The sequence below is a fragment of the Rathayibacter sp. AY1A3 genome (assembly GCF_002930975.1).
Taxonomy (GTDB): Bacteria; Actinomycetota; Actinomycetes; order Actinomycetales; family Microbacteriaceae; genus Rathayibacter.
On sequence record NZ_PSTO01000029.1, the window covers coordinates 1 to 22,844 of the forward strand.

The window sequence follows — 22,844 nt, forward strand, 5'->3', positions numbered from 1 at the left end:
GACGGGGGGTGCGGGGTGGTGGGGCTCCATGGACCGCTACTCTATCGATAACAGTTCTCATTAACGACAGGAGCATCCGTGAAGGTCCGCAACTCCCTCAGGTCGATGAAGGCGCAGCCCGGATCGCAGGTCGTCCGCCGCCGCGGCCGCGTCTTCGTGATCAACAAGCTGAACCCGCGCTTCAAGGCCCGTCAGGGCTGAGCGCCGACGGGAGGGTGCGAGCCCTCCCGTCGCGCACGGCCTCAGTGCTCGTCGTAGTGGCCGGAGTGAGCGGCGTGCTTGTGGCCGTCGTGGACGAAGTCCACGTGGTCGTCGTGCTGCACGGTCTCGTGGCCGCAGGCGTCGCCGTGCTCGTGGTCGGCGGTCGAGTGCTCGGCCTCCGACTCGTGCTCGTCGTAGTGGTCGCCGTGCAGGGCGTGGTGGTGCGTGCCGTGGACGTAGTCGACGTGGTCCTCGTGCTGCACGGCCGGGTGGCCGCAGCCCTCGCCGTGCTCGTGCTCGGTGACGGGGTGCTCGGCGTGGAGATCGGTGGTGCTCATGGTGCTGCCTTTCCGGATGCGGGGGCCGCGGACGCGACGGGCTCCAGTCGACCAGATCCATAAACGCATTGCAATGGATGCGCCTAATCGAGAGCGATCATCGTTCCCGACAAGGACGGAGGTCACCCCTCCAGGGCGTGCCGGACAGCGTCGTCGACGATGTGCGTGACGTGGGTGTCGGCGACGGAGTAGTGCGCCTCGCGGCCCACGCGCTCGACCGCGACCAGCCCGGCGGTGCGGAGCATCCGCAGGTGCTGCGAGACCAGCGGCTGCGAGAGCCCGGTCACCTCGGCCAGCCGCCCGACCGTCGACGTCTCCTCGGCGAGGGCCCGGAGCAGGCGCAGCCGGGAGGAGGAGGACAGCACCTTGAAGAGCTCGGCGGCGGGTTCGAGGTCCTCGGTCATCTGCTCATGTAAGCAGAGGTGCATGCGCCGTGTCCGCGCGGCGCCCCGCGCGCCTCCGGCTACCCTCGGTGCGATGGACGAGGACAGGTACGGGCAGGACGTGCTCGCCGGCGACTGGCGCGCCCGCGGCAGGGTCGAGGTGGCGGTGGTCGAGGCCGAGCGCGATCTGGTGGTCGAGGAGGTCGCCTCCGGCTTCGTGGGTGCCGTGCTCGGCGTGGAGCTGCGGATGGTGCGGCTGGAGGACCGGTTCGGCAAGGTCCGCGTGTTCCCGCTGGGGCCCGGGTTCCTCCTCGAGGGGAAGCCCGTGTCGCTGAAGGCGCCCGGGCTGAAGCGCGACGCCGGCCTCGGTCGCGCGCGCTCCGCCTCCGGCTCCTTCCACGTCGCCGACGCGAAGGCGCGGGTCGCCCTGCCCAGCCGCATCTACGTCGAGGGCCGGCACGACGCCGAGCTGGTCGAGAAGGTCTGGGGCCACGACCTGCGGGTCGAGGGCGTCGTCGTCGAGTACATCGAGGGCGTCGACAACCTCGACGAGCTGGTGCGAGAGTTCCGGCCCGGTCCGGGGCGCCGCATCGGCGTGCTCGTCGACCACCTGGTGCGCGGCTCGAAGGAGTCGCGGATCGCCGAGCAGGTCGCCGCCGGTCCGCACGGCGCCCACATCCTCGTCGTCGGCCACCCCTACATCGACGTCTGGCAGGCCGTGAAGCCCGGCCGGATCGGCCTGGAGCGCTGGCCCGAGATCCCGCGCGGCACCGAGTGGAAGCACGGGATCTGCGAGGCGCTCGGCTGGCCGCACGAGGAGCAGGCCGACATCGCGCGCGCCTGGCAGCGCATCCTCGGCCGGGTGCGGACCTTCCAGGACCTGGAGCCGGCGCTGCTGGGCCGGGTCGAGCAGCTCATCGACTTCGTGACGGAGCCCGCATGACCCGGCACGCGGGGCTCGGCCTCGCCCTCGACGCCGTGCTCGTCCTGGTCTTCGTGCTGATCGGCCGCGGGAGCCACGACGAGGGGTCGGCGCTGATCGGCCTGCTCACCACGCTCTGGCCGTTCCTGGCGGCGCTCCTGCTCGGCTGGGTCGTCACGCGCTCGTGGCGCTCCCCGGACCGGATCGTGCCCGCCGGGCTCGTCGTCTGGGCGGTGACCGTCGCGGGCGGGATGCTCCTGCGGATCGCCTCCGGGCAGGGCGTGCAGTGGAGCTTCGTGATCGTGACGGCCGTCGTGCTGGCCGTGTTCCTCCTCGGCCGCCGCGCTCTGACGCGGCTGATCGCCCGCCGGCGCTAGGCGGACCGCCGGCTCAGCCCACCCGCACCCCGAAGTGCTCCGCGAACAGCGGCAGCAGCAGGCTGAGCTGCAGCTCGGAGAGGGTGGCGCCGCGGAGGCCGTCCAGCCCGGTGAGCACGTGCAGCTCGGCGCCGCGCAGATCGAGGTGCTCGATCCGGGCCCGGGAGAGATCGAGGGAGCGGACGTCGCAGTCGACCAGGCGCAGCCGCGTGCCGGTCGCACCCGCCAGGTCGAGCTCGTCGATCGTGCAGCGCTCGAGCAGCACGTCGCGCACCGCGGCGCCGCGGAGGTTCAGGTAGCCGAGCTTGCAGTCGGCCACGCGCACCTGCTCCCAGGTGCTCTCGTAGAGCTCGGCCGAGCCCAGCCGCGAGGCGAGCAGCTCGACGGATCGGAGCCGGCTCCGCGGCGCCGAGAGCCCGGGGACGTCCAGCCGCTCGAGCCGCGACTCCGCGATCGACGCGGCCCGCAGCTGGGCGCCGTCCAGGACCACTCCCTCCAGCACGCACTCGCTGAAGGAGGCCGCGGTGAGATCGGCGCCGGTGAGGTCGGTGCCGGCGAAGCGCAGTCCTTCGGCGAGCTCCCGGGCGCCCGTGTCCCCGGCGTACCCCTCGGCGAGGCCGTCGAGGAGGAGGGGGTCGAGCCGGGGAGGAGCGGTCGCGTCGCGCACGCGGCGAGCCTAGTGCTGGCACCATGGCGGCATGCCCCGCCTGCTCGCCGTGTGCCGCGTCGCCCGCCTCCTGCCCGACTCCGGCACGGTCGGCGTGACCGCGATCGACAAGCGGCCGGTCGAGGGTCCCGTCGGAGTGCGCGACCTGGGCCTCTACGGCGACGTGCAGGCCGATCGCGCGCACCACGGCGGCCTCGACAGGGCGCTCTACGCCTACTCCGAGGAGGACGCGCTCTGGTGGGCGGAGCGCCTGGGGCGGCCGGTGGCCGCGGGGATGCTCGGCGAGAACCTGCGGATCGCGGGCCTCGACGTGAGCGGAGCCGTGATCGGCGAGCGCTGGCGGATCGGCGAGGCGGTCGAGGTCGAGGTGACGATGCCGCGGACGCCGTGCGCGACGTTCCAGCGGGCCCTCGGAGAGCCGCAGTGGGTGAAGCGCTTCGCCGACGAGGGGCGCACCGGCGCGTACCTGCGGGTGCTGCACCGCGGATCGGTGGAGGCGGGCGACGCCGTCGAGGTCCTGAGCCGGCCCGGGCACGGCGTCCCGGTCGACCGCTGGTACCGCGAGCACAGCCCGGCGGACGCGCAGGCGCTCCTCGAGGCGGAGGAGGCGGGCGCGTTCCGGCCGGCTCCGGCGCTGCGGGCGTCGATCGAGCGGGCGCTCGCCTGACCCGGTCTACTCCCCGCGCGCCTCACGCTTGAGGCGGCGCTTGACCGCTCGCTCCGTGAGCACCGTCAGGTAGTCCTGCACGGGCCGGTCCTGCAGGTCCGCGAGCTCCTCGCGCACGAGCGGCGCGACCTGCTCCTCGGAGTGGTCGGGGAACTTCTTGCGCACGTTCGCGGTCACGTCGCGCACCACCTGGTCGAGATCGAAGTCGGTCGTCATGCGGAGATCCTGGCCCCTCCAGGTGAACAGGAGGGGCGCGGAGCCCACGGCCCCGCGCCCCTCCTCCGTGCCGATGGTCAGCTCGCGGCGACGGCGATCTCGTTCGGCGTGACGTCGAGCTCGCCCGTGGCGACGACCTCTCCCGTGGTGAGGTCGACGGCGTGGATGCTGTCGGCGGCCGGGTCGGTCACGTAGGCGATGTCCCCGGCGACCGTGATCGCGGGGTGCGGGTCCTGCCACTCGACCGGGCTCTCCCAGGCGTCGACGACGGGGTAGGAGGCGGTCAGCTCGCCGGTCCCGGGGTCGAGGACGTGGATCGCGCCGTCCGAGGCGATCATGTACGCCAGGTCGTCGGGGCCGCGGGCGACGCCGCGGAAGGTGTACTCGACGCCCTCGGGCAGGTCGACGACGTCGAGGGTCTTCGCCTCGGTGTCGATCAGCGCCACGCGGTGCAGGAGGTAGCCCTCGGCGTCGCGGTCGTCCTTGTAGTCGCCGACGATGATCGGGCTGGTCTCGCTGACCCAGGCGTTGCCCATGCGGCCGTACGGCTGGTCTGGAGCCTCGAGCTTCGTGATCTCGCCGCCGTCGTAGACCAGGGCGCCGTTCTCGCAGCCGAAGACGACGACCTCGTTCTCGGCCGTGCCCTCTCCGTGGACACCGGGGCACTGGTCGTTCGTGGCCGTCACGGCGCCGGAGGCGTCGCGCACCTCGATGCCGGTGCGCCCGTCGGCGTCACCGACCGTGGTGAGGAAGGTGCCGTCCTCGAGGACGATAGAGACGCCGTGGTGCGCCTCGACTCCCGGGATGGTCTCGGTCTCGGGCATCCCGTCCGAGGACGCCAGGTCGGCGGTCTCGAGGACGGTCGTGTCGCTCGTGCCGTCGGCGTAGAGGACGGTCTTCCCGGCGTGCCGGACGACGTGGCCCGGGGTGTCCGCGGGGAAGACGATGTCCGTCAGCTCAGGCTCGCCGCCGGTGCCGGCGGCGGTGTCGAGGAGCTGGAACCCCTCGCTCATGGTGACCATGACGTGGCGGTCGTCGCCGGCGGGGTTGAGGCGGGTGAACTCCTCGGAGTCCAGGTCCGCGACGGTCTCGAGGGTCTCGCCGTCGAGGACGAGGATGCCGCCCTCGTAGGCGACGGCGACGCGGGCGCCGGCGGCCGCCGCGGCCTCGGTGGCCGGCGCGGTGGACGCGGAGGACTCGGCGGCCGGGTTCGAGCTCGACGAGCAGGCCGCGAGGACCGTGATCGAGCAGGCGGCGATCAGGCCGAGGCCCGCCCGCCGGACGTGGGGATTCTGCATGGGTGCTTCTTCTTCCTGGTGGTGGATCGGAGGGCTCACGGGGAGAGCCCGGTGGCGATGCGCTGCGTGTTGACGCGCATCATGGCGAGGTAGTCGGGAGCGCCGCCCTCGGGCCCCGTCAGGGACTCCGTGAACAGCTCGACCACCTCCACGCGGATGTCGGCCTCGCTCGCCAGCGCCTGGACCAGGCGGTCGGGAGACGAGGACTCCGCGAAGATCGTGGGGACGCCGGTCTGCTCGACCGCGTCGACGAGATCGGCGAGGTCGGAGGCGGACGGCGCCGCGAGGGTCGTGCCTCCCGGGATGACGGCGCCGACGACGTCGAAGTCGAAGCGGTCGGCGAGGTACCCGAAGACGTGATGGTTGGTGACGAGGGCGCGGCGCTCGGCCGGGATCGCGGCGAACGCCGCGGCCATCTCGGAGTCGAGCCGCTCGAGCTCGGCGCGGTAGCCGGCCGTCCGGTCCCGGACGGCGGCCGGATCGACGCCGTCGAGCGCGGCGAGCACGGGCCCGAGGGAGTCGACGACGTCGATCATCCGGCCGGGGTCCGTCCAGAAGTGCGAGTCCGGGCTCCCCTCCGCGTCGCCCTCGCTGTAGTCGAGGACGTCGACGGCGTCGCCCGCGACGAACGCGGGGACGTCCTCACCGGAGGCCTCGTCGAGGTGCTGCTGCAGGCCCTCCTCGAGTCCGAGCCCGTTCGAGACGACGAGGTCGGCGGAGCGCAGGCGCGCCGCCTCCTGCGCCGAGATCTCGAAGGAGTGCGGGTCGGCGTCGGGCTTCATCAGCGTGACGACCTGCGCCTCGTCGCCGACGAGCTCGCCCACGACGTCGCCGAGGATGTTGGTGGAGACGATGACGAGGGGCCTCTCGTCCTCCTCCGCGGACGTGCAGCCCGACAGGAGCAGGACCGCCGCGGCGGAGGCGAGGGCCCAGCCGCGCCTCATCGGCCCGTCTCCGCCGTGAAGGCCGGCTCGGTGGCGGTCTCGAAGGTGCGGGCGAGGCGCGCGCCGTCCGCGTAGTCGATCTCGTGCAGCTTCCGCTCGGCGGGCGCGCTGAGGTAGGCCCGCTGCTGGTCGGCGATCAGGACGGGCCGCGAGCCGTCCGCGGTCGTGTCCGCGACGAGGGGCGCGGTCTCGGCGAGGACCGCACCGTCGGAGCCGTCGAGCACCAGCACGCGGCCGTCGGCGGCGAGGGCGAGGACGGTCTCGTCCGCGTCGTCCACCGCGGTGACCTGCGCCAGCGAGGCGGGAGAGGGGAGGAGGCTCCAGGAGCGCTCCCGGGTGTCGAGGAGCCAGATGCCCGCGTCCCCGGCGAGGCCGGCGACCGTGGGGCGGCCCTCGCGGTTGTCGAAGGAGGCGGCGGGTGGCGCGGTGGTGCCGGCGGGGTAGGGGATCCGCTCGACGATGAGCTCCTCGTCCTCGATCGACGCCAGGAGTGCGCCGTCGGAGCAGCCGATGACGGCGCCGACGCGGGTGGTGATCGTCCCGGCGGGGTCGGGGCAGGCCTCGCGGAGACCCGTCGGCTCGCCGTCCGAGTCGTAGCCGGCGACGGCCGCTCCGGATCCGGACCCCTCGGTCACCAGTGCGGACGAGCCGACGGGCACGACCATCCCGGGTCCGGGCTCGACGTCCTTCCGGAACCGCTCGACGATCGCGCCCTTCGACAGCGCCTCGGTGTCGAGGAGGACCGCCTCGCCGGAGTCGGGGAAGAAGAGTCCGGTTCCGCCGGTGGTCGAGAGGTTCGTCGTGGCGACGACGGCCGTCCCGGAGCCCTCGACCGTGCCGATCAGGCGGGGGTCCGCGCGGTAGTAGTGGAAGTGGTCCACGTGGTCCCAGGTCCACACGCCGCTGTCGACGATCTCGACGCCCGCATCGGTCTGGGCGAAGAGGTAGCGGCCGTCGGTCGTCATCGCGCTCGGTGCGCCGATGGTGCCGAGGCCGGTGACCGTCTCGTCGAGGAGGTCGAGGTGCGACACGGCGCCCGACGGGTCGATCGTCGTCAGCCCCAGGCGCGGCTCGGCGAGCTCGGCGGCGTTCGCGACGGCGCCGTGGCCGGAGCCCGTGTCGTCCGCGGCCGGCGCGGAGGCATCGGTCGAGCAGGCGGCCAGGCCCAGCGCGAGAGCGCCCAGGAGGACGGTGGAGGCGGTGGTTCGGGAGTGCACGGAGTCCTTTCGAGGGTGAGCGGGGGAGGAGCGGTGCCGGCAGGGCCTCATGCGGCGACCAGCTGAGGGCCCGACCGGGACGCGAGGGCCGACGCGGCCGAGCGGACCGCCCAGGACACCGCGGCGACCGCGATGGCCGTGCCGGCGACCGAGGCGCCCGCGGCCGTGGCCGCGTGCCAGGAGACGAGCAGGCCGACGAGCACGGAGGCCGCGCCGAGGATCGACGCGAGCAGCATCCGGGTCGGGATGCGCGTGGTCCAGTGACCGGCGGCCACCGCGGGAGCCAGCAGGAGCCCGACGACGAGGAGCGAGCCGACCGCCTGGTAGGAGGCGACGACGGCGAGGGTCACCAGGCCGACCAGCGCGGCCTGAGCCGAGCGCGGACCGAGGCCGAGCACCGCGGCAATGCGCGGATCCAGCGCCAGGGCGACGAGCGGGCGGTGGAAGGCCGCTGCGACGAGGAGGCCGACTCCGGCGGCGGCGGCGAGCAGTCCGATGTCGACGGGAGTGATCGCGAGGATGTCGCCGAAGAGGATCGAGGTCGCGTCCGTGGCGAAGCTGCCCGAGTGCGAGATCACGATGACCCCCAGCGCCAGCATGGCGACGAAGAGCAGGCCGATGCTGGTGTCGTAGGACAGTCGTCCGCGCCGCTGCAGGGCCGCGATGCCGAGGCTCATCAGCACCGCGCTGGCTGCGCCGCCCACGAGGACGGGCGCGCCGAGCACGGTCGCGAGGGCGACGCCGGGGAGCATCCCGTGGGCGAGCGCCTCGCCGAGGAAGGCCATCCCGCGGAGGACCACCCAGGTGCCGACGACGCCGCAGAGGACCGCGACGAGGACGCCGCCGAGGAGGGCGCGCTGGAGGAAGTCGAGAGCGAACGGCTCGAGGATTCCGGCGAGGAGGCTGGGCATGGTGCCCGACCGTACACGATAATGAGAACAGTTATCACTCCTGTACGCTCGTCGGGATGGACGTCTCACCCCTGCCCGAGCCCCCGGTCCGCCTCCGAGGCGCTCACGTCGACTTCGGCTCCCGCCGCGCTCTCGCGGGGGTCGATCTCGACGTCGCCGCGCGCTCGCTGACCGTGATCGCCGGGCCGAACGGCGCCGGCAAGTCGACGCTCCTGGAGGTGATCGCGGGAGTGCGTCCACTGACGTCCGGCACGCGGGACGTCACCGGAGCGATCGCCTTCGTGCCGCAGCGGGCGTCGATCCCGGACCGCCTCCCGGTGACGGTGCGCGACGTGGTCGCGGTGGGCACCTGGGGTCGGCTCGGCCGCCTCCGCCGCAGCGACGCGCGCGCGGCGGACGCGATCGCCACCGCGCTCGAGCGGATGGAGATCGCCGCGCTCGCCCGGGAGCCCTTCGCGGTGCTCTCCGGCGGTCAGCGGCAGCGGGCGCTCCTCGCCCAGGGGCTCGCCCGCGGGGCCGGCCTGCTGCTCCTGGACGAGCCCACCACCGGCCTCGACTCGGCGAGCGCGGAGCGGATCCGGTCGGTCCTGCGCGCGGAGGCGGACCGCGGCGCGACCGTGGTCTGCGTCTCGCACGACCCCTCCGTGCTGGCCGATGCCGACCGCGTCGTCGGACTCGTCGACGGGGCCCTCGCTCCGGCGGACCGATCCGTCACCCGCGGCCCGTGAGGCGGGGGCGCACGGGCCGTCCGTGACGGATCGCACCTGAGCGACGGGCCGCGGGCTGGGAGGATGGGGGGATGACCTCGACGCTGCTCGACCGGATGCCGACGCCCGACGCGGACGGGCGCGTCGACGACGACGCGGTCTACCTGGCCTTCACCGAGTGGGCGGAGTCGCGCGGCCTCCCGCTCTACCCGGCGCAGGACGAGTCCATGCTCGAGATCGCCTCCGGCTCCAACCTGATCCTCTCGACGCCCACCGGCACCGGGAAGTCGCTCGTCGCGATCGGCGCGCACGCCGCGGCGCTCGCCTCCGGACGCCGCAGCTTCTACACGGCGCCGATCAAGGCGCTCGTCTCCGAGAAGTTCTTCGCGCTGGTCGACGTCTTCGGCGCCTCCAACGTCGGGATGGTCACCGGCGACTCCTCGGTGAACGCCGACGCGCCGATCATCTGCTGCACGGCCGAGATCCTCGCGAACCTCGCGCTCCGGCACGGCGAGGACACCCCGGTCGACCAGGTCGTGATGGACGAGTTCCACTTCTACGCGGACCCGGCGCGCGGCTGGGCGTGGCAGGTGCCGCTGCTCACCCTCCCGCACGTGCAGTTCGTGCTGATGTCGGCCACCCTCGGCGACGTGACGGCGCTCGCCGCCGACCTCAGCCGCCGTACGGGCCGGGAGACCGCCCGGGTCACCGGCGTGGAGCGCCCGGTGCCGCTGCACTACTTCTACGAGATCGCGCCGATCCACGACTCCATCGAGGAGCTGCTCTCGACGAACCAGTCGCCGGTCTACGTCGTGCACTTCTCGCAGGCGGCCGCTCTCGAGCGTGCGCAGGCGCTCACCAGCGCGAACATCGCCACCCGCGAGCACCGCGACCGCATCGCCGAGGTGATCGGCGGCTTCCGCTTCACCACCGCGTTCGGCAAGACCCTCTCCCGGCTGCTCCGGCTGGGGATCGGCGTGCACCACGCGGGCATGCTGCCGAAGTACCGCCGCCTGGTCGAGCAGCTCGCCCAGCAGGGCATGCTGCGCGTGATCTGCGGCACGGACACCCTCGGCGTCGGCATCAACGTCCCGATCCGCACCGTGCTGCTCACCGCGCTGACCAAGTACGACGGCACCCGGACCCGCCAGCTCTCGGCCCGCGAGTTCCACCAGATCGCCGGCCGCGCCGGTCGCGCGGGGTACGACACCGCCGGGACCGTGGTCGTGCAGGCCCCCGAGCACGAGTCCGAGAACCGGAAGGCTCTCGACAAGATGGGCGACGACCCGAAGAAGCGGAGGAAGTGGGTCGCCAAGCGCGCGCCGCAGGGCTTCGTCAGCTGGGGGGAGCCGAGCTTCCGCAAGCTCGTCGACGCGGAGCCCGAGACGCTGACCTCGCACATGACGATCACCTCGGCGATGCTGCTGAACGTGATCGCCCGCGGCGGCGACGCCTACGCGAACGTGCACGCCCTGATCTTCGACAACCACGAGCCGTGGAAGCGGCAGCTGCAGCTGGCCCGCCGGGCGCTCGGCATCTACCGGACGCTGCGGGAGGCGGGCGTGGTCGAGCAGAGCGTCGGCGCCGACGGCGTGACCCGCATCCGCCTGACCGTCGACCTGCAGCCGAACTTCGCGCTCAACCAGCCGCTCTCGCCGTTCGCGCTGGCCGTGTTCGACGTTCTCGACCCGGAGTCGCCGAGCTTCGCGCTCGACGTGATCTCGGTGCTCGAGGCGACCCTCGACGACCCGCGCCCGATCCTGGGGGCCCAGCAGTTCCAGGCCCGCGGCGAGGCCGTCGCCGCGATGAAGGCCGAGGGGATCGAGTACGAGGAGCGGATGGAGCTGCTCGAATCCGTCACGCACCCCAAGCCGCTCGAGGAGCTCCTCGAGGCGACCTTCGAGACCTACACCGCCGCGCAGCCGTGGGTGAAGGACTTCGAGCTCTCGCCGAAGTCGGTCGTGCGCGACATGTACGAGCGGGCGATGTCCTTCGGCGAGTACACCGCGTTCTACAAGCTCTCCCGCTCGGAGGGACTGGTGCTGCGCTACCTGTCCGACGCGTTCCGCGCGGCCCGGCAGACCATCCCCGACGAGCTGAAGAACGAGGAGCTGCACGACCTGATCGAGTGGCTGGGCGAGCTCGTGCGCCAGGTCGACTCCTCGCTGGTCGACGAGTGGGAGGAGCTGGTCAATCCAGCGCTCCACGCGGCGGACCAGGCGATCGTGCCGCCCGCTCCGCGCCGCCTCACCGCGAACCACCGCGCCTTCCGCGTGCTGGTGCGCAACGAGATGTTCCGCCGGGTGACCCTCGCCGCCCTCGACGACCACGAGGCGCTCGGCGAGCTCGACGCCGCCGCCGGCTTCGACGCCGACGCGTGGGGTGCCGCGCTGGACGACTACTACGACGAGCACGACAGCATCGGCATCGGGCCCGACGCCCGGGGGCCGAAGATGCTGCTCGTCACGGAGGAGCCGACGCAGTGGCTCGTGCGGCAGATCCTCGACGATCCGGCCGGCGACCACGACTGGGGGATCTCGGCGACCGTCGACCTCGCCGAGTCGGACGAGCAGGGTGCGGCCGTCGTCCGCGTCACCTCGGTCGGTCGGCTGGACTGATCAGCGGCCGCGCTTCTCCCGGCGCTGCATCTCGGCGGCGATGTCCGCCTCGGTGATCTCCTTGCGGGCGGGACCCCAGATCGACGCGGCCTGGCCGACGACGCCGATCCCGATCCCGATCATCGGCCAGATCGGCCAGAAGTAGCCGTCGGCCCCTGTGCCGACCCAGACGGCGGTCGTGATCGCCGAGACGCTCGCCCATCCGCCGACCGATCCCAGGAAGTCGCGGCGCCGCTTGACCTCGCGCACAGCGAGCGCGCGCTCGGCGTCCTCGACGCGGGCGGTCTCCACCTCCTCGCCGGTGGCGGCCGCCGGGACGACCTCCGCGGACCGGTCTCGCCGGGCGGACGGATCCGGGGTTCCCCACTCGTTCGTCATGCGGCCAGCCTACGCACGGGCCGTCGGCAGCGGTACGCGGGCTTCAGGCGGCGGTACGCGGGCTCGGGGGGCGGCCGCCTGCTCCGGCTGGCAGTGCGGGCACCACCAGGTGCGGCGCTGCTCGGGGTCGTCGCGGACCTCGTCGCGGACGAGCACCGTCGTGCCGCAGCGCAGGCACGGGCGCCCGGCGCGCCCCGCGACCCAGTGCCGCTCGCCGCGGCGGGTGTCACCGGTGGTGGTCTGGAACATCCCCGGGATCGTGACGGAGGCGCGGAGGCCTCTCGCCGCGGTCGCCACGAGGGCGCGGACGTCGAGGGAGCCGATCGGCCGCCAGGGCCAGACCCCGCGGAGGAAGCAGACCTCGTTGGCCCAGAGGTTGCCGAGACCCGCGAGGCAGCGCTGGTCGAGGAGTGCGGCGACGACGGGCCGGTCCGGGAGGCGGGAGAGGCGCCGGACGGCCTCGTCGGCGTCCCAGTCCGCGCGGAGAGGGTCGGGCCCGAGGTGCCCGACGGCGCGCGGCTCGTCGCGGGTGGCGATTAGCTCGACGACCGGGAGGTCGATGCCCCACACGGTCGAGTCGTCGTCGAGGCGGAGGCGGACGCGGACGTCCTTCTGCACCGAGCGGGGGACCGCTCGGCCGGGAGCGGTCACGGTCCAGGAGCCCTGCATCCGCAGGTGGGTGTGCAGGGTCGTTCCGCCGGAGAAGCGGGTGAGGAGGTGCTTGCCGTGGGTGTCGTGCTCGAGGATCCTCAGCCCGGCGAGGGAGGTGCCGGCCGCGTCCCCGGAGCGCAGCTCGCCCTCGAGGACGGTGCGACCGTCCGCCGCCCGCCTGAGGCGGGCGGCGAGACGGTGCACACTGTCTCCCTCGGGCATCCCCGAACTCTAGGAGCCGGAGCTCGTCGAGGTCAGGGGTCGCGCGGGATCAGGCGCCGCGGTACGCCTGCTTGTAGACGCGCTCGGTGCCGTCGGGCGCGGTGACCTCGATGGTCGCCGTGCCGGCCTTGATGGGCTTGAAGACGGTCACGGTCTTGACCGTGAACGACTGGCCGGGCTTGACCGTCTTCTTCGTCTTGCTGCCGTACGCCGTCGTGATCTCGATCGAGACCGTCTCGTCGCCGTTGTTCACCGCCGACACCGTCAGCGTCCGCACGACGGCGAGGCGCTTGGTGGAGGCGGTGGTCGCGACGTCGATGACCGTGACGGGCTCGGGCTCCGGGTCCGTCCGGGTCTCGGGCAGGTCGAGGCCGACGACGACCGGGTCGTGGTCGCTGGAGCGGTACGCCGAGGTGTCGTAGAAGATCGTCGCGTTGTAGTCGTAGCGGCTGTACTCCAGTGCCACGGACTCGCCGCTGTTGATGTTCCAGGTGTCGACCCCGGTGACCGTCCTGTCGGCGGCGGGCGAGGCGAAGACGTGGTCCAGCGAGCCGACCGCGCCGTCGAACGAGTACGAGTACTTGCCGTCCTTCGCACCCTGGTCGATGTAGCCGGCGTCGGTGATCACCTTCACCGGGTCCTCCTTCGAGTAGGCGTTGAAGTCGCCCAGCAGGTAGACGAGCTCGGTGGCCTTCTCGGTGCGGAGGCGGTCGGCGAAGGCGACGAGGGCGGTCGCCTGCTTCACGCGCGAGGCGTTCGAGGCGCCCTGGCCGTCGCCCTGGTCGGCGTCGGCGCCGGATCCGGAGCCCTTCGACTTGAAGTGGTTCACGATCGCGACGAACTCGCTGGCGCTGTCGCCGAGGAGGCGGAACTCCTGGGCGAGGGGCTTGCGGGCGTTCGAGAAGTTCACCGTGTCGTTGAGCACGACGGACTCGCCGACCGGCTCGATGACGGCCTTCTTGTAGATGAAGGCGGTGCGGATGACGTCCTCGTCCGCGAGCGCGGGGAGCGCTGCGGGGGAGGGGACGTAGGCCCAGACCTCGGAGCCGGCCGCCGAGTTCAGCGCGGCGGTCAGGGTGGCGAGGGCCTCGTCGCGCGGCTTGCCGAACTTGGCCGAGTTCTCGATCTCCTCGAGCGAGACGACGCCCGCGCCGAGGGTGTTGATCGCGGTCACGATCTTGGCCTGCTGGCGCTCGAGGTCATCGGCGTTCGCCGCTCCGCGGGCGTCGCAGCCGCTGTTGACCGTGACGGGGTCGCCGTCGCGGTCGGTGTAGAAGGTGCAGCCGGTGATCGAGTCGCCGGTGGTGGAGAAGTAGTTGAGCACGTTGAAGGACGCGATCGACAGGTCGCCGCCGACGGCCTCGGGCTTCGCGGTCCGGGTGTTCGCGAAGGTCGCGGGCTGCACGTCGCTGGCGTTCTCGACGGTCAGCTGCGTGGTGGGCTGGAAGGCCCAGCCGCCGTTGCGGTAGTCGAGGACGACGGGGCGGGTGAAGGTCGCCGGAGCACCCACGCGGATCGGCGCGGTGGTGGTGAGGTAGGGCAGCGGGATCGCCTTGTTCGCGGCGGCGCCGAGGAAGTTGATCGAGGCGCCGTCGTCGAGGGTGATCGCGCGGGCGGCGTTGTCGGCGACGACGGCCGCGAGCTCCGGCGAGCCGGGGCGGGCGACCTCGGTCGGCGTGAGCAGCGGGGACGTGCCGGCGGCGAGGCCGACCGAGCCGAAGCTGTTCAGGTCGAAGGTGTCGGTGACCGTGTAGGCGCCCTGCGGAGCGATCAGCATGCTCTCGAGCACCTCGCGCTCGGCGGCGGTGCGGGGGAGCGCGACAGCGGCCGGGACCGGCGCTGCGGCGGCGTCGTCGAGCTTCACGACGGTCGCGGCCGAGGTCGGGGTGAGCTCGGTCAGGCCGTTGTACTCGCTCACCTCGCCGGTGATGCGCAGGTGGTCGCCGATCGCGACCGACCCGACGGAGGCGGAGGAGAAGACGAAGACGGCGTCGGAGGCCGTGCGCGAGCTCTCGCCGCCGGTGCCGGGGGTCTGGATGACGTAGCCGTTGTAGCCGCCGGACGGGTAGCGCGCGGTGACGACGCCGGAGGTGGTGACGGTGCTGCCGACGAGCGGCGACCCGTCGCCGGTGCCCTGGATCTCCGCGATGGAGACGGCCGGGATCTCGGCCGGCGGGGTGGTCGGGGGAGTGGTCGGCGGGGTGGTCGTCGGCGGCGTCGTGGGCTCGGGCTCGGATCCTCCGCCCGCGGCCTGCGGGGTCGGTGCGCCGAGCGCGAAGTCGGCCGAGTTGACGTCGGTGTCGCCGGTGGCGGTGTCCGCGCGGGCGATCGTCTGGGTGAGCGAGGGGACCGTGGCGACGGACGACTCGAAGGTGTTCGAGGTGCCGTAGCCGACGAGGTCGATCACCGCGTCCGGCTGGGCGGCGGCGCCGGTGGGCGGCGCCACGAGCGCCGAGGTCCCGTCGACGAGGAAGAGGGTGCCGCCCGCGGCGGCCATGTTGAGGCCGTTCGCGCTCTGGTCGGGCGTCGGCAGGGCCGCGCCGTTGGTGCCGTTGCTGGCGCCGGCGAGCAGGAAGTGGCCGCCGGCGGGCACCGAGCCGGTGAGCGGCACGGTCGTGGTGGGATTCGCGGTGCCGGTCGCCGAGCGGTACTGGATCGAGAGGCCGCCGAGGGCGATCTCGGCGGCGGTGGGGTTGTAGAGCTCCACGTAGCGGTTGCTGAACGCGGCACCGGCGGAGCCTCCGCGGGCGAAGACCTCGCTGATGACGAGCTCGTCGCCCGAGGGCGCGGCCGCGGCGGAGGTCGCGACCAGCGGAGCGGCCGCCAGGGCCAGTCCGGTCAGGGCCGCCAGGCCGAGCCCGCGCCTCCGGCGGCGGTCGGGCGGGGTGGGAGAGTCGGGCATGGTGGTCCTCTCGATCGCCGCTCGGAAGAGCGGTCGCAGCGTCGTCGCCGCGCGGCGCGGCCGGCGCACCCCCGGAAGGGGCACGCATGGTCACGCTATGCAGTGCGGGTGCCCGGCCTGTGAACCGGACGTTTCATGAACGTAAACTCATCCACCGACATCGGGGCGCGCGGGTGCCGCTCGCGGCGCGTTCGCGGCTTCGCGGGCCACACTCGTCGGATGATCTCCTTCGAGCTGGCCCGTGCCCTGCGCACGGCGGGCGTGCGCTGGACGCCCCGCACCGGTGACCGCTTCCGCATCGAGCGGGAGGGCTTCGACGGCGACGTCTTCACCGTCAGCGACATGACCATCGAGGCGCACGAGTACCCGAGCGGGACCGTCCTCGGCTTCAACGGCACCACGGAATGGGCGCTCGACTCCGTCTCCCTGGAGGACTCGCTCTGGCTGCCGCGGGAGGACCAGCTGCGCGAGCTCCTCCGCGGGACCTTCCGCTCCCTCCGTCGCCTCGCCGAGCCGGAGACGCGGTTCGCCGTCGAGGTCGAGCTCGGCGGCCGGGCGCGGACCTTCGAGGACGCGGCGGCCGAGAACGCCTACGCGGAGGCGCTGCTCGCGCTGGTCAGCTCGGTCGCGGTCGACCTCGACGACGTGGACGAGCTGGACGCGGCCGACGAGCCCGACCGGGCGGCCGAGCGGGCCTGAGGCTCCGTCCGACCCCGACCCTCCGCATCCGGCGGGGCTAGGACGCCGCCTTCTCCGCCGCCGCGGTCTTCTTCGGGGTCCGCTTCTTCGCAGGCGCTTCGGCGCCCTTCTCCGGGTCGGCTCTCTTCGCCGCGGGCTTCTTCTTCGCGGCGGTCGTCGCCGGAGCCTTCGCCGCCTTCTTCGGGGCAGGCGTCGTCGCCGCCTTCTTCTCGGCGGGAGCCTCCTCCGCCGGCGCACCCTTCGCCCCGCGGCTGCGCTCGACCGAGCGCTTGAGCGCCTCCATCAGGTCGAGCACCTCGCCGCCGCCCTCCTCCTCCGGCGCCTCGCCGAAGGTCGCGGCGGTGTCGAGGGCGTCGCCCTGCTCGATCTTGGCGTCGATCAGCGTGCGCAGCTCCTCCTGGTACGCGTCGTGGAACTTCGCGGCGTCGAAGTCCTCGGAGTAGGAGTCGACCAGGTGCGCCGACATCTCGAGCTCGCGCGCCGCGATCCGGGTGCTGCCCTCCAGCGACGGGAACTCGACCTCCCGCACCTCGTCCGCCCAGAGCAGGGTCTGCAGCATCAGGAGCTTGCCGCGCACGCGCAGCGCGGCGAGGCGGGTCTTCTGCCGCAGCGCGAACTCGACGATCGCGGTGCGGTCCGTCTGCTCGAGGGTGCGGCGCAGCAGGACGTAGGCCTTGGGGGAGGAGGAGTCGGGCTCCAGGATGTAGGCGCGGTCGAACATGATCGGGTCGACCTGCTCGCTGGGCACGAACTGCACGACGTCGATCTCACGGTCGCGCTCCTCCGGCAGCGCCTTGAGCTCGTCCTTGGACAGGACCACGGTGCGCTCGCCGTCGTCGTAGGCCTTGTCGATGTGGTCGAAGGTGACGACCTCGCCGCAGATCTCGCACTTGCGCTGATACCGGATCCGTCCGCCGTCCTTGTCGTGGACCTGGTGCAGCGGGATGTCGTGGTCCTCGGTCGCGCTGTAGATCTTCACCGGCACGTTGACCAGGCCGAAGGTGATCGCGCCCTTCCAGATGGCTCGCATGCGCCCAGTGAACACCGTGTCCCCCGGCCGCCGGAAGCCCTGTCGGACGTGAGGGAGCCCCCGACCGTCGAAGGGACCCGCCGCAGCTCGACGGTCCGGGGTCCCCTCAGGGCGGAACGACGGAGCCGCCCGGTCGTCGCGGAGCGACGGCCGGACGGCTCCGGGGCGGTGGCGGCTAGCCGCGCTCGGCGCTCCGGCGGCGCAGCGCGGCGAGCAGGAGCCCGCCGACGCCGCCGGCGATCAGCAGTCCGCCGAGGCCCAGCGGCAGGCCGATGTCGGCGCCCGTCGAGGCCAGGGGCGGGCGGCCGCCGGGCTGCGGCGCCACGGCGGTCGGCGTGCTGCTCGGAGTGGGAGCCGCCGTCGGTGCGGTGGTGGGCGCGGTCGTCGGGGCGACGGTCGGCTGCGCGGTCGGAGCGACGGTCGGCTCGGCGGTCGGGGCCACGGTGGGCTCCGGCGTCGGAGTCGGCGTGGTCGGGTCCTTCTCGGCGTCGATCGCGGAGGTGTCCGCGGCGAACGAGGCGGTCACGAAGGCGATGGCCTTCGACGTGATGCCGAGCGCCTCCTGGTTGATGTTGTCGATGTCATCGGCGGCGGAGTGGTAGTTCGGGTCGTGCGTGATGCCGGCGGTGCCGCCGAACAGCGCGACCTCCTCCTCCGTCTTGACGTCGTCGGCGCCGGTGAAGACGCCCGAGGACGGGATGCCGACCGAGATGAAGCCGTCGTAGTCGCTGCGTCCGTCGAACGCGGTGTCGATCCAGGGCTGGTCGATCGAGTCGAAGTAGTCGGTGAACGCCTTCTCGGTCGCGATCGAGCCGGCGGGCACGTCCACGGGGGCCTCGTAGGTGGACTGGTCCGCGTCGTAGACGGAGATCACGTAGTTCGGCGAGGCGACCATGTCGAAGTTCATGTAGGTCGCGATCTTCGAGGCGTCCTCCTCCGTCAGGGAGTCGACGTAGGTGTAGGAGCCGACCAGGCCCACCTCCTCGGCGCCCCACCAGGCGAAGCGGACCGCGTTGGTCGTGTCGCCCGCGGCGGCCAGCTGCACGGCCGTCTCGAGCAGCGTCGCGGATCCGGAGCCGTTGTCGTTGATGCCGGGGCCGGCGGGCACGCTGTCGAGGTGCGCGCCGAGCATGACCACGTTGTCGTGGTCGCCGCCCGGAGTCTCCGTGACGATGTTGAAGGTCTCCACCTCGGTCGTCGTCTGGTCGATGAGGACCGAGACGCTCGCGGGGAGCGACGCCAGCAGCGCCTGCCCCTCGGCCTGCGTGACGCCGACGCCGGGGACGGCGGCCTCGTCCTGTCCGCCGAACGTCCCGTTGAGGGCGTCGCTCGGCGCGTTGTCGTAGATGATGATCGCGGCGGCGCCGGCGGCACCGGCGGCGACCGACTTCTCGAGGAAGCTGCAGGAGCCGCGGCTGACGAGCGCGACCTTCCCGGTGGCGTCGAGACCGGTCCAGGCGTCCGTGGTGCAGCCGAGCGGATCGACGGGGGCGATGAGCTCGCCGGTCACGCCGCCCTCGGGCGTCGACGGGGTGAACTCCATCGGGGTGCCGACGGCGCCGGTCCCGGTGGTCAGCGTGAACGCGTCGACCGTCTGCGTCGCGGTGGTGAAGTCCTGGCGCTGCGTCGTGTAGCCGGCGTCCGCGAGGACCTTCTCCACGTACTCGCCGCTCAGCTCGTAGCCCGGGGTGCCGATAGCGCGGGTGCCGCCGTTGGCGTCCGCGATCGACTGGAGCGCCTCCAAGTGGGTCATGATGCCGTCGACGGTGACGGTGTCGGCGAAGTCGACCGGCTCGACGGCGCTCGCCGTCGGCGCGAAGGCGAAGCCGGCGACGAGGGCGCCCGCTCCGATCATCGCGCTCGAGCCGATCAGCGAGCGGCGTCGGCGGCCGCTCGGGGTGTTCGTGGTGGTTCGCGCCACTGGGGCTCCCTCTCCTCGAGAACGGGCCGCCGCGTCGGCGGCCCCGACGCGCACCTCCCGAAGACTGGGAGGGGATCGCGTCCTCTGCGAGGGTATTCACAGGAAACGGTGCGGCCCAGTCCCCCCTGCCAGATTTCATCCGCACGAAACACGGACCGGGTCGGCGAGCGGATCAGGCCGTCGCCCGGCTCTCGGCCCACTCGCGGAGCATCGCGAGCGTCTCCTCCGGACGGTCGCGGTGGGGGCTGTGACCTGCGCCGGCCACGACCGCGTACCGGATGCGCGGATTCGCGCGCAGCACCAGGGCGGCGAGGGAGGGAGGGAGCAGCGTCTCGACCTGCGGATCGCCGGCCAGCACGAGGACCGGCGGGCGGAGGCCCGGCAGGTCTGCCAGCAGGTCCCACGGATCGTTGTCGTCGATCGTCGCCGCCACCGCGGACGGGTCGGCGTCCCGCACCGCGGCGAGCTTCTCGGCCCGGTCCCGCTCGTCCCAGAGCGGCTGCGCGACAGCGAGCTCCTCGGCCGAGACCGCGAGACCGGCGAGCTCGCCCGCGCGGACGGCGGCCCGCTGCTCCGGGGCGAGCCGGAGCACCGGGTCCAGCAGCGCCAGGCGCCCCGCCCAGCCGGACTCGCGGGCGGCGGCGCGCACCGCGACCGCTCCGCCGAGCGAGTGCCCGACGACGAGGTCGAACGGTCCCCGCGCGAGGGCGTCGTCGGCGTAGGCGTCGTGGCGGGCGGAGCCGCCGCGCGGCCCGTCGCCGTGTCCGCGCAGGTCGGGAGCGGAGACGCTCCAGCCCGCCGCGGTCAGCTCGCGGCTCAGCCGCCACCAGGTGCGGCCCGAGCCGCCCAGGCCGTGCAGGAGCAGGACCCTGCCCGCCGTCATCGCCGGAGCCTCAGTCGAAGCGCGGGTCGCGGCCGGTGCGCTCACCGGTCGCGAGCCCGGCGATCGCGGCGAGGTCCTCGTCGTCCAGGGCGAAGCCGAAGACGTCCAGGTTCTCGCGGATCCGCTCCGGCGTCACCGACTTCGGGATCACGACGACGCCGAGCTGCACGTGCCAGCGCAGCACCGCCTGCGCCGGCGAGACGCCGTGCTTCGCGGCGACGCGGGCCAGGGCCGGCTCGTCGAGGAGGCGCCCGCGGGCCAGCGGCGACCACGCCTCGGTGACGATCCCGTGGGCGGCGTCGAAGGCGCGCAGCTCCTCCTGGGGCAGCCGCGGGTGCAGCTCGACCTGGTTGATCGCGGGCACCACTCCCGTCTCGTCGAGCAGGCGCTGCACGTGCTCCTCGGCGAAGTTCGAGACGCCGATCGAGCGGGCCCGCCCCTCGCTCTGCAGGCGCTCGAGGGCACGGTAGGTGTCGACGTAGCGGTCGCGCGAGGGGATCGGCCAGTGCACGAGGTAGAGGTCGACGTAGTCGGTGCCGAGCAGCTCGAGGCTCCGGTCGAAGGCGGCGAGCGTCTCGTCGAAGCCGTGGTCGTCGTTCCAGACCTTGGTCGTCACGAAGACCTGCTCGCGGGGGAGGCCGCTCGCGCGGATCCCCTCGCCGACTCCGCGCTCGTTGCCGTAGAGGGTGGCGGTGTCGACGTGCCGGTAGCCGGCCTCCAGGGCGACGGCGACCGTGCGGGCCGCCTCCTCGTCGCCGATCTTGTAGACGCCGAGCCCGAGCTGGGGGATCGCGCGGCCGTCGTTGAGGGGGATCAGGGGGACGCTCATGCCTCCCATGCTGGCATGCGCCTCAGACGCTCCAGTCGAGCTCGCCGTGCGGTCCCACGTGCACGTCGTCCTCGATCAGCGCCGCGAGACCGGCCACCCCGAAGAGGAGGCGCCGCTCGGCGCGCTCCGCGTCGCTGCGCTCGTCGATGCCGCGCACGGCGAAGTGCACGTCGTGGCCCGCCTGCAGGCCCTCGACGCCGAGCCGGCCGCGGAGTGCGCGCACGGGGCGCCGGCCGATGCCGAGTCCGCGCCAGAGGGAGCCCGTCTCGAGGACCACCGCCGTCTCGGAGGCGACGACCCCGTGCTGCTCGCGGTGCGCGGTGAGCTGCCACCCGTAGCCGAGGTGGTGCAGGCGGGTCGAGTGCGGGCCGCGCCAGGCGTGGGAGGACTCCTCGCGGCGGAAGTAGACGGGACTCGGGCGGAAGGACCCCTGCCAGAGCGCGGCGGCGAGCTCGGTGCACCACTCCGGGGTCTCCGGATCGGACCAGGGGTCGAGGAGGTCGGTCCGGGCGGCGGCGCGCCGGTGCTCGCGCACCAGCTCCTCCGCGTCCTCCCGCAGTCCCATGCCGCCCCCTCGCCGTCGTGGGCCTTCACCCTAGGGTGCCCGACAGGAGCCGGACAACCGGGGTGGCGGCCTAGGAGGGCAGCGTGACCGGCTCGGTGTCGGGAAGCGGGCTGGCGTCGCGCCCGCGGAGATCCGGGTGGTACCGGCGGCCGAGCAGGGGCACCAGGAAGCCGACCAGGGCGAAGGCCGCGGCGACGACGATGGCGGCGGTCGGCCCGGCCTGGTCGATCTGCACGCCGGCGATCGCGGAGCCCAGCGCCGCGCCGATCAGCTGACCGGTGCCGACCCAGCCGTAGGCCTCCGCCGTGTCCGAGAAGCGCACGCTCGAGGCGGTGATCGCGAACAGCGCCGCGAGAGCGGGGGCGATGCCGATGCCGGCGAGGAACAGCGTGACGCACAGCCACCAGAAGTCGGTCGAGACCGCCGCCAGGCCCATGCCGACCGTGACGATCAGCATCCGCCGCGCGGTCGCCCACCGGCTGATCGGGATGTGGCCGAGGGCGAGGCCGCCGACCAGGGACCCCGCCGCGAACACGGCGAGCACGACGCCCGACTCGACTCCGCCCTCGCCGAACACCGCGACCACGCCCGCCTCGACCGCCGAGCAGGCGCCGATCAGGAGGAAGCCGACGACCGTGGCCAGCAGCACCGGGGGCTTCGTGAGCACCACGCCGAGGCGGCGCTTCGAGCGCGGGATGCGGACGCGGCCCACCTCGGGCGAGGCGATGAACCAGATCCCGCCGCCGATCAGGAACGCGGCGGCGGTCAGGATGCCCGCGACCGTCGACACCTGGATCGACACGAGCGTCGCCAGCACCGGGCCGAGCACCCAGATGATCTCCTGCGCGGAGGCGTCGAGCGAGAAGAGCGGGGTCAGCTGCGAGCTGGTGACCATCTTGGGGTAGATGGTCCGCACGGCCGGCTGCACCGGCGGCATGCTCAGGCCGGCGACGAACCCGATCACGACGAACTGCCACACCTCGAGCGGGAGCACGGCCATCGCGATGATCGCGCCCGCGCAGACCACGAGGGTGATCGTCAGCACGCGGCGCATCCCGAGCCGCCCCATCAGGCGGCTGGTCAGCGGCCCGGCGATGGCCTGCCCGATCGATATCGAGCCGAGCACCAGGCCGGCGGCGGCGTAGGAGTGGTGCACCCGCTCCACGTGCAGGAGGAACGCCAGCGAGAGCATCCCGAACGGGAAGCGCGCGGTCAGCTGCGCGAGGATGATGCGCCCCACCCCGGGGGTCTTCAGGAGATCGGTGTAGCTGCCCACCGGACGACACTAGCGCTCCGGA

The 22,844-nt window shown here is 73.1% G+C and carries 24 protein-coding genes; 7 read left to right on the forward strand and 17 right to left on the reverse strand.

Going from position 1 to position 22,844, the window contains the following annotated elements; translation table 11 throughout:
* Nucleotides 1-78 precede the first annotated feature (78 nt).
* Nucleotides 79-201 (forward strand): type B 50S ribosomal protein L36, encoded by a 123-nt coding sequence (gene ykgO, locus C5C10_RS12925; protein WP_104226896.1) that lies wholly within the window; start codon nucleotides 79-81, stop codon nucleotides 199-201.
* 41 nt (nucleotides 202-242) lie between these two features.
* Here ykgO and C5C10_RS18230 read toward each other — a convergent pair whose 3' ends face one another.
* Entirely contained in the window at nucleotides 243-539 is a 297-nt protein-coding gene (locus C5C10_RS18230) for a hypothetical protein (RefSeq protein ID WP_104257641.1), read from the reverse strand.
* A gap of 122 nt (nucleotides 540-661) precedes the next feature.
* Nucleotides 662-943, reverse strand: a complete 282-nt coding sequence (locus C5C10_RS12935; RefSeq protein ID WP_104222235.1) for a helix-turn-helix transcriptional regulator — start codon at nucleotides 941-943, stop codon at nucleotides 662-664.
* Between the two features lie 73 nt (nucleotides 944-1,016).
* Between C5C10_RS12935 and C5C10_RS12940 the strand changes: the two genes are divergently transcribed.
* Both C5C10_RS12940 and C5C10_RS12945 read left to right on the forward strand, forming a co-directional pair.
* Nucleotides 1,017-1,865, forward strand: coding sequence for a DUF3097 domain-containing protein (locus C5C10_RS12940; RefSeq protein WP_104329424.1), 849 nt, complete (start codon nucleotides 1,017-1,019; stop codon nucleotides 1,863-1,865).
* Entirely contained in the window at nucleotides 1,862-2,221 is a 360-nt protein-coding gene (locus tag C5C10_RS12945; RefSeq protein ID WP_104233715.1) for a DUF3054 domain-containing protein, read from the forward strand. The genes C5C10_RS12940 and C5C10_RS12945 overlap by 4 nt, the downstream gene beginning before the upstream one ends.
* A gap of 13 nt (nucleotides 2,222-2,234) precedes the next feature.
* Here C5C10_RS12945 and C5C10_RS12950 read toward each other — a convergent pair whose 3' ends face one another.
* Entirely contained in the window at nucleotides 2,235-2,888 is a 654-nt protein-coding gene (locus C5C10_RS12950; protein WP_104329425.1) for a pentapeptide repeat-containing protein, read from the reverse strand.
* A gap of 31 nt (nucleotides 2,889-2,919) precedes the next feature.
* Here C5C10_RS12950 and C5C10_RS12955 point away from each other — a divergent pair, with 31 nt between their 5' ends.
* Nucleotides 2,920-3,555, forward strand: coding sequence for an MOSC domain-containing protein (locus C5C10_RS12955; RefSeq protein ID WP_104329426.1), 636 nt, complete (start codon nucleotides 2,920-2,922; stop codon nucleotides 3,553-3,555).
* Between the two features lie 6 nt (nucleotides 3,556-3,561).
* Here C5C10_RS12955 and C5C10_RS12960 read toward each other — a convergent pair whose 3' ends face one another.
* From C5C10_RS12960 to aztB, 5 genes are all read right to left on the reverse strand, one after another.
* Nucleotides 3,562-3,771, reverse strand: a complete 210-nt coding sequence (locus C5C10_RS12960) for a three-helix bundle dimerization domain-containing protein (RefSeq protein ID WP_104262881.1) — start codon at nucleotides 3,769-3,771, stop codon at nucleotides 3,562-3,564.
* 77 nt (nucleotides 3,772-3,848) lie between these two features.
* The gene (gene aztD / locus C5C10_RS12965) at nucleotides 3,849-5,069 is read right to left on the reverse strand and encodes a zinc metallochaperone AztD (RefSeq protein ID WP_104329427.1); all 1,221 of its coding nucleotides are present in this window, start codon (nucleotides 5,067-5,069) and stop codon (nucleotides 3,849-3,851) included.
* 35 nt (nucleotides 5,070-5,104) lie between these two features.
* Nucleotides 5,105-6,013: a zinc ABC transporter substrate-binding protein AztC gene (gene aztC, locus C5C10_RS12970; protein WP_104222249.1), complete on the reverse strand. Its 909-nt coding sequence runs from the start codon at nucleotides 6,011-6,013 to the stop codon at nucleotides 5,105-5,107.
* Nucleotides 6,010-7,230, reverse strand: coding sequence for an ABC transporter (locus tag C5C10_RS12975; RefSeq protein WP_104329428.1), 1,221 nt, complete (start codon nucleotides 7,228-7,230; stop codon nucleotides 6,010-6,012). The genes aztC and C5C10_RS12975 overlap by 4 nt, the downstream gene beginning before the upstream one ends.
* A 47-nt stretch (nucleotides 7,231-7,277) precedes the next feature.
* Nucleotides 7,278-8,141 (reverse strand): zinc ABC transporter permease AztB, encoded by an 864-nt coding sequence (gene aztB, locus C5C10_RS12980; RefSeq protein ID WP_104329429.1) that lies wholly within the window; start codon nucleotides 8,139-8,141, stop codon nucleotides 7,278-7,280.
* Nucleotides 8,142-8,197: 56 nt separating this feature from the next.
* On the opposite strand from aztB, the gene aztA reads away from it, so the two are divergent.
* Both aztA and C5C10_RS12990 read left to right on the forward strand, forming a co-directional pair.
* Nucleotides 8,198-8,869 (forward strand): zinc ABC transporter ATP-binding protein AztA, encoded by a 672-nt coding sequence (gene aztA, locus C5C10_RS12985; RefSeq protein ID WP_104283875.1) that lies wholly within the window; start codon nucleotides 8,198-8,200, stop codon nucleotides 8,867-8,869.
* 71 nt (nucleotides 8,870-8,940) lie between these two features.
* Nucleotides 8,941-11,466: an RNA helicase gene (locus C5C10_RS12990; protein WP_104247346.1), complete on the forward strand. Its 2,526-nt coding sequence runs from the start codon at nucleotides 8,941-8,943 to the stop codon at nucleotides 11,464-11,466.
* On the opposite strand, the gene C5C10_RS12995 is transcribed toward C5C10_RS12990, so the two are convergent.
* The 3 genes from C5C10_RS12995 to C5C10_RS13005 are packed head-to-tail and all read right to left on the reverse strand — an operon-like array spanning nucleotide 11,467 to nucleotide 15,619.
* Nucleotides 11,467-11,844 (reverse strand): 2TM domain-containing protein, encoded by a 378-nt coding sequence (locus C5C10_RS12995; protein ID WP_104329430.1) that lies wholly within the window; start codon nucleotides 11,842-11,844, stop codon nucleotides 11,467-11,469. It abuts the gene before it with no gap.
* Between the two features lie 9 nt (nucleotides 11,845-11,853).
* A complete protein-coding gene (locus C5C10_RS13000) occupies nucleotides 11,854-12,717 on the reverse strand; it encodes a DNA-formamidopyrimidine glycosylase family protein (RefSeq protein WP_104329431.1) in 864 nt (287 codons plus the stop codon).
* Between the two features lie 49 nt (nucleotides 12,718-12,766).
* Nucleotides 12,767-15,619, reverse strand: a complete 2,853-nt coding sequence (locus tag C5C10_RS13005) for an ExeM/NucH family extracellular endonuclease (protein ID WP_104329432.1) — start codon at nucleotides 15,617-15,619, stop codon at nucleotides 12,767-12,769.
* Nucleotides 15,620-15,838: 219 nt separating this feature from the next.
* On the opposite strand from C5C10_RS13005, the gene C5C10_RS13010 reads away from it, so the two are divergent.
* Nucleotides 15,839-16,318, forward strand: coding sequence for a pilus assembly protein CpaE (locus C5C10_RS13010; protein ID WP_244229602.1), 480 nt, complete (start codon nucleotides 15,839-15,841; stop codon nucleotides 16,316-16,318).
* A 37-nt stretch (nucleotides 16,319-16,355) separates the two neighbouring features.
* Here the strand turns inward: C5C10_RS13010 and C5C10_RS13015 are convergent, their stop codons facing one another.
* From C5C10_RS13015 to C5C10_RS13040, 6 genes are all read right to left on the reverse strand, one after another.
* The gene (locus C5C10_RS13015) at nucleotides 16,356-17,348 is read right to left on the reverse strand and encodes a Ku protein (protein ID WP_104329433.1); all 993 of its coding nucleotides are present in this window, start codon (nucleotides 17,346-17,348) and stop codon (nucleotides 16,356-16,358) included.
* A gap of 175 nt (nucleotides 17,349-17,523) precedes the next feature.
* Nucleotides 17,524-19,269, reverse strand: coding sequence for a M28 family metallopeptidase (locus C5C10_RS13020; RefSeq protein WP_104329434.1), 1,746 nt, complete (start codon nucleotides 19,267-19,269; stop codon nucleotides 17,524-17,526).
* Between the two features lie 172 nt (nucleotides 19,270-19,441).
* Nucleotides 19,442-20,152 carry an alpha/beta fold hydrolase gene (locus C5C10_RS13025; protein ID WP_146082164.1) on the reverse strand — a complete coding sequence of 237 codons (711 nt, stop codon included), beginning with the start codon at nucleotides 20,150-20,152 and terminating at the stop codon, nucleotides 19,442-19,444.
* A gap of 10 nt (nucleotides 20,153-20,162) precedes the next feature.
* Nucleotides 20,163-20,981 carry an aldo/keto reductase gene (locus tag C5C10_RS13030; RefSeq protein ID WP_104222368.1) on the reverse strand — a complete coding sequence of 273 codons (819 nt, stop codon included), beginning with the start codon at nucleotides 20,979-20,981 and terminating at the stop codon, nucleotides 20,163-20,165.
* Between the two features lie 22 nt (nucleotides 20,982-21,003).
* On the reverse strand, nucleotides 21,004-21,546 hold the full coding sequence (locus C5C10_RS13035; protein WP_104226914.1) for a hypothetical protein: 543 nt from the start codon (nucleotides 21,544-21,546) through the stop codon (nucleotides 21,004-21,006).
* Nucleotides 21,547-21,616: 70 nt separating this feature from the next.
* Nucleotides 21,617-22,822, reverse strand: a complete 1,206-nt coding sequence (locus C5C10_RS13040) for an MFS transporter (protein WP_104329436.1) — start codon at nucleotides 22,820-22,822, stop codon at nucleotides 21,617-21,619.
* Nucleotides 22,823-22,844: the final 22 nt, after the last annotated feature.

Coding starts and splice junctions, on each gene's coding strand:
- C5C10_RS12940 (WP_104329424.1), top strand. CDS start 1,017: ATGGACGAGGACAGGTACGGGCAGGACGTGCTCGCCGGCGACTGGCGC.
- aztA (WP_104283875.1), top strand. CDS start 8,198: ATGGACGTCTCACCCCTGCCCGAGCCCCCGGTCCGCCTCCGAGGCGCT.
- C5C10_RS13025 (WP_146082164.1), bottom strand. CDS start 20,152: ATGACGGCGGGCAGGGTCCTGCTCCTGCACGGCCTGGGCGGCTCGGGC.
- C5C10_RS12945 (WP_104233715.1), top strand. CDS start 1,862: ATGACCCGGCACGCGGGGCTCGGCCTCGCCCTCGACGCCGTGCTCGTC.
- C5C10_RS13000 (WP_104329431.1), bottom strand. CDS start 12,717: ATGCCCGAGGGAGACAGTGTGCACCGTCTCGCCGCCCGCCTCAGGCGG.
- C5C10_RS13015 (WP_104329433.1), bottom strand. CDS start 17,348: ATGCGAGCCATCTGGAAGGGCGCGATCACCTTCGGCCTGGTCAACGTG.
- aztC (WP_104222249.1), bottom strand. CDS start 6,013: ATGAGGCGCGGCTGGGCCCTCGCCTCCGCCGCGGCGGTCCTGCTCCTG.
- C5C10_RS12955 (WP_104329426.1), top strand. CDS start 2,920: ATGCCCCGCCTGCTCGCCGTGTGCCGCGTCGCCCGCCTCCTGCCCGAC.
- C5C10_RS13010 (WP_244229602.1), top strand. CDS start 15,839: ATGATCTCCTTCGAGCTGGCCCGTGCCCTGCGCACGGCGGGCGTGCGC.
- C5C10_RS13035 (WP_104226914.1), bottom strand. CDS start 21,546: ATGGGACTGCGGGAGGACGCGGAGGAGCTGGTGCGCGAGCACCGGCGC.
- C5C10_RS13005 (WP_104329432.1), bottom strand. CDS start 15,619: ATGCCCGACTCTCCCACCCCGCCCGACCGCCGCCGGAGGCGCGGGCTC.
- aztD (WP_104329427.1), bottom strand. CDS start 5,069: ATGCAGAATCCCCACGTCCGGCGGGCGGGCCTCGGCCTGATCGCCGCC.
- C5C10_RS12990 (WP_104247346.1), top strand. CDS start 8,941: ATGACCTCGACGCTGCTCGACCGGATGCCGACGCCCGACGCGGACGGG.
- aztB (WP_104329429.1), bottom strand. CDS start 8,141: ATGCCCAGCCTCCTCGCCGGAATCCTCGAGCCGTTCGCTCTCGACTTC.
- C5C10_RS12935 (WP_104222235.1), bottom strand. CDS start 943: ATGACCGAGGACCTCGAACCCGCCGCCGAGCTCTTCAAGGTGCTGTCC.
- C5C10_RS12995 (WP_104329430.1), bottom strand. CDS start 11,844: ATGACGAACGAGTGGGGAACCCCGGATCCGTCCGCCCGGCGAGACCGG.
- C5C10_RS12960 (WP_104262881.1), bottom strand. CDS start 3,771: ATGACGACCGACTTCGATCTCGACCAGGTGGTGCGCGACGTGACCGCG.
- C5C10_RS13030 (WP_104222368.1), bottom strand. CDS start 20,981: ATGAGCGTCCCCCTGATCCCCCTCAACGACGGCCGCGCGATCCCCCAG.
- C5C10_RS18230 (WP_104257641.1), bottom strand. CDS start 539: ATGAGCACCACCGATCTCCACGCCGAGCACCCCGTCACCGAGCACGAG.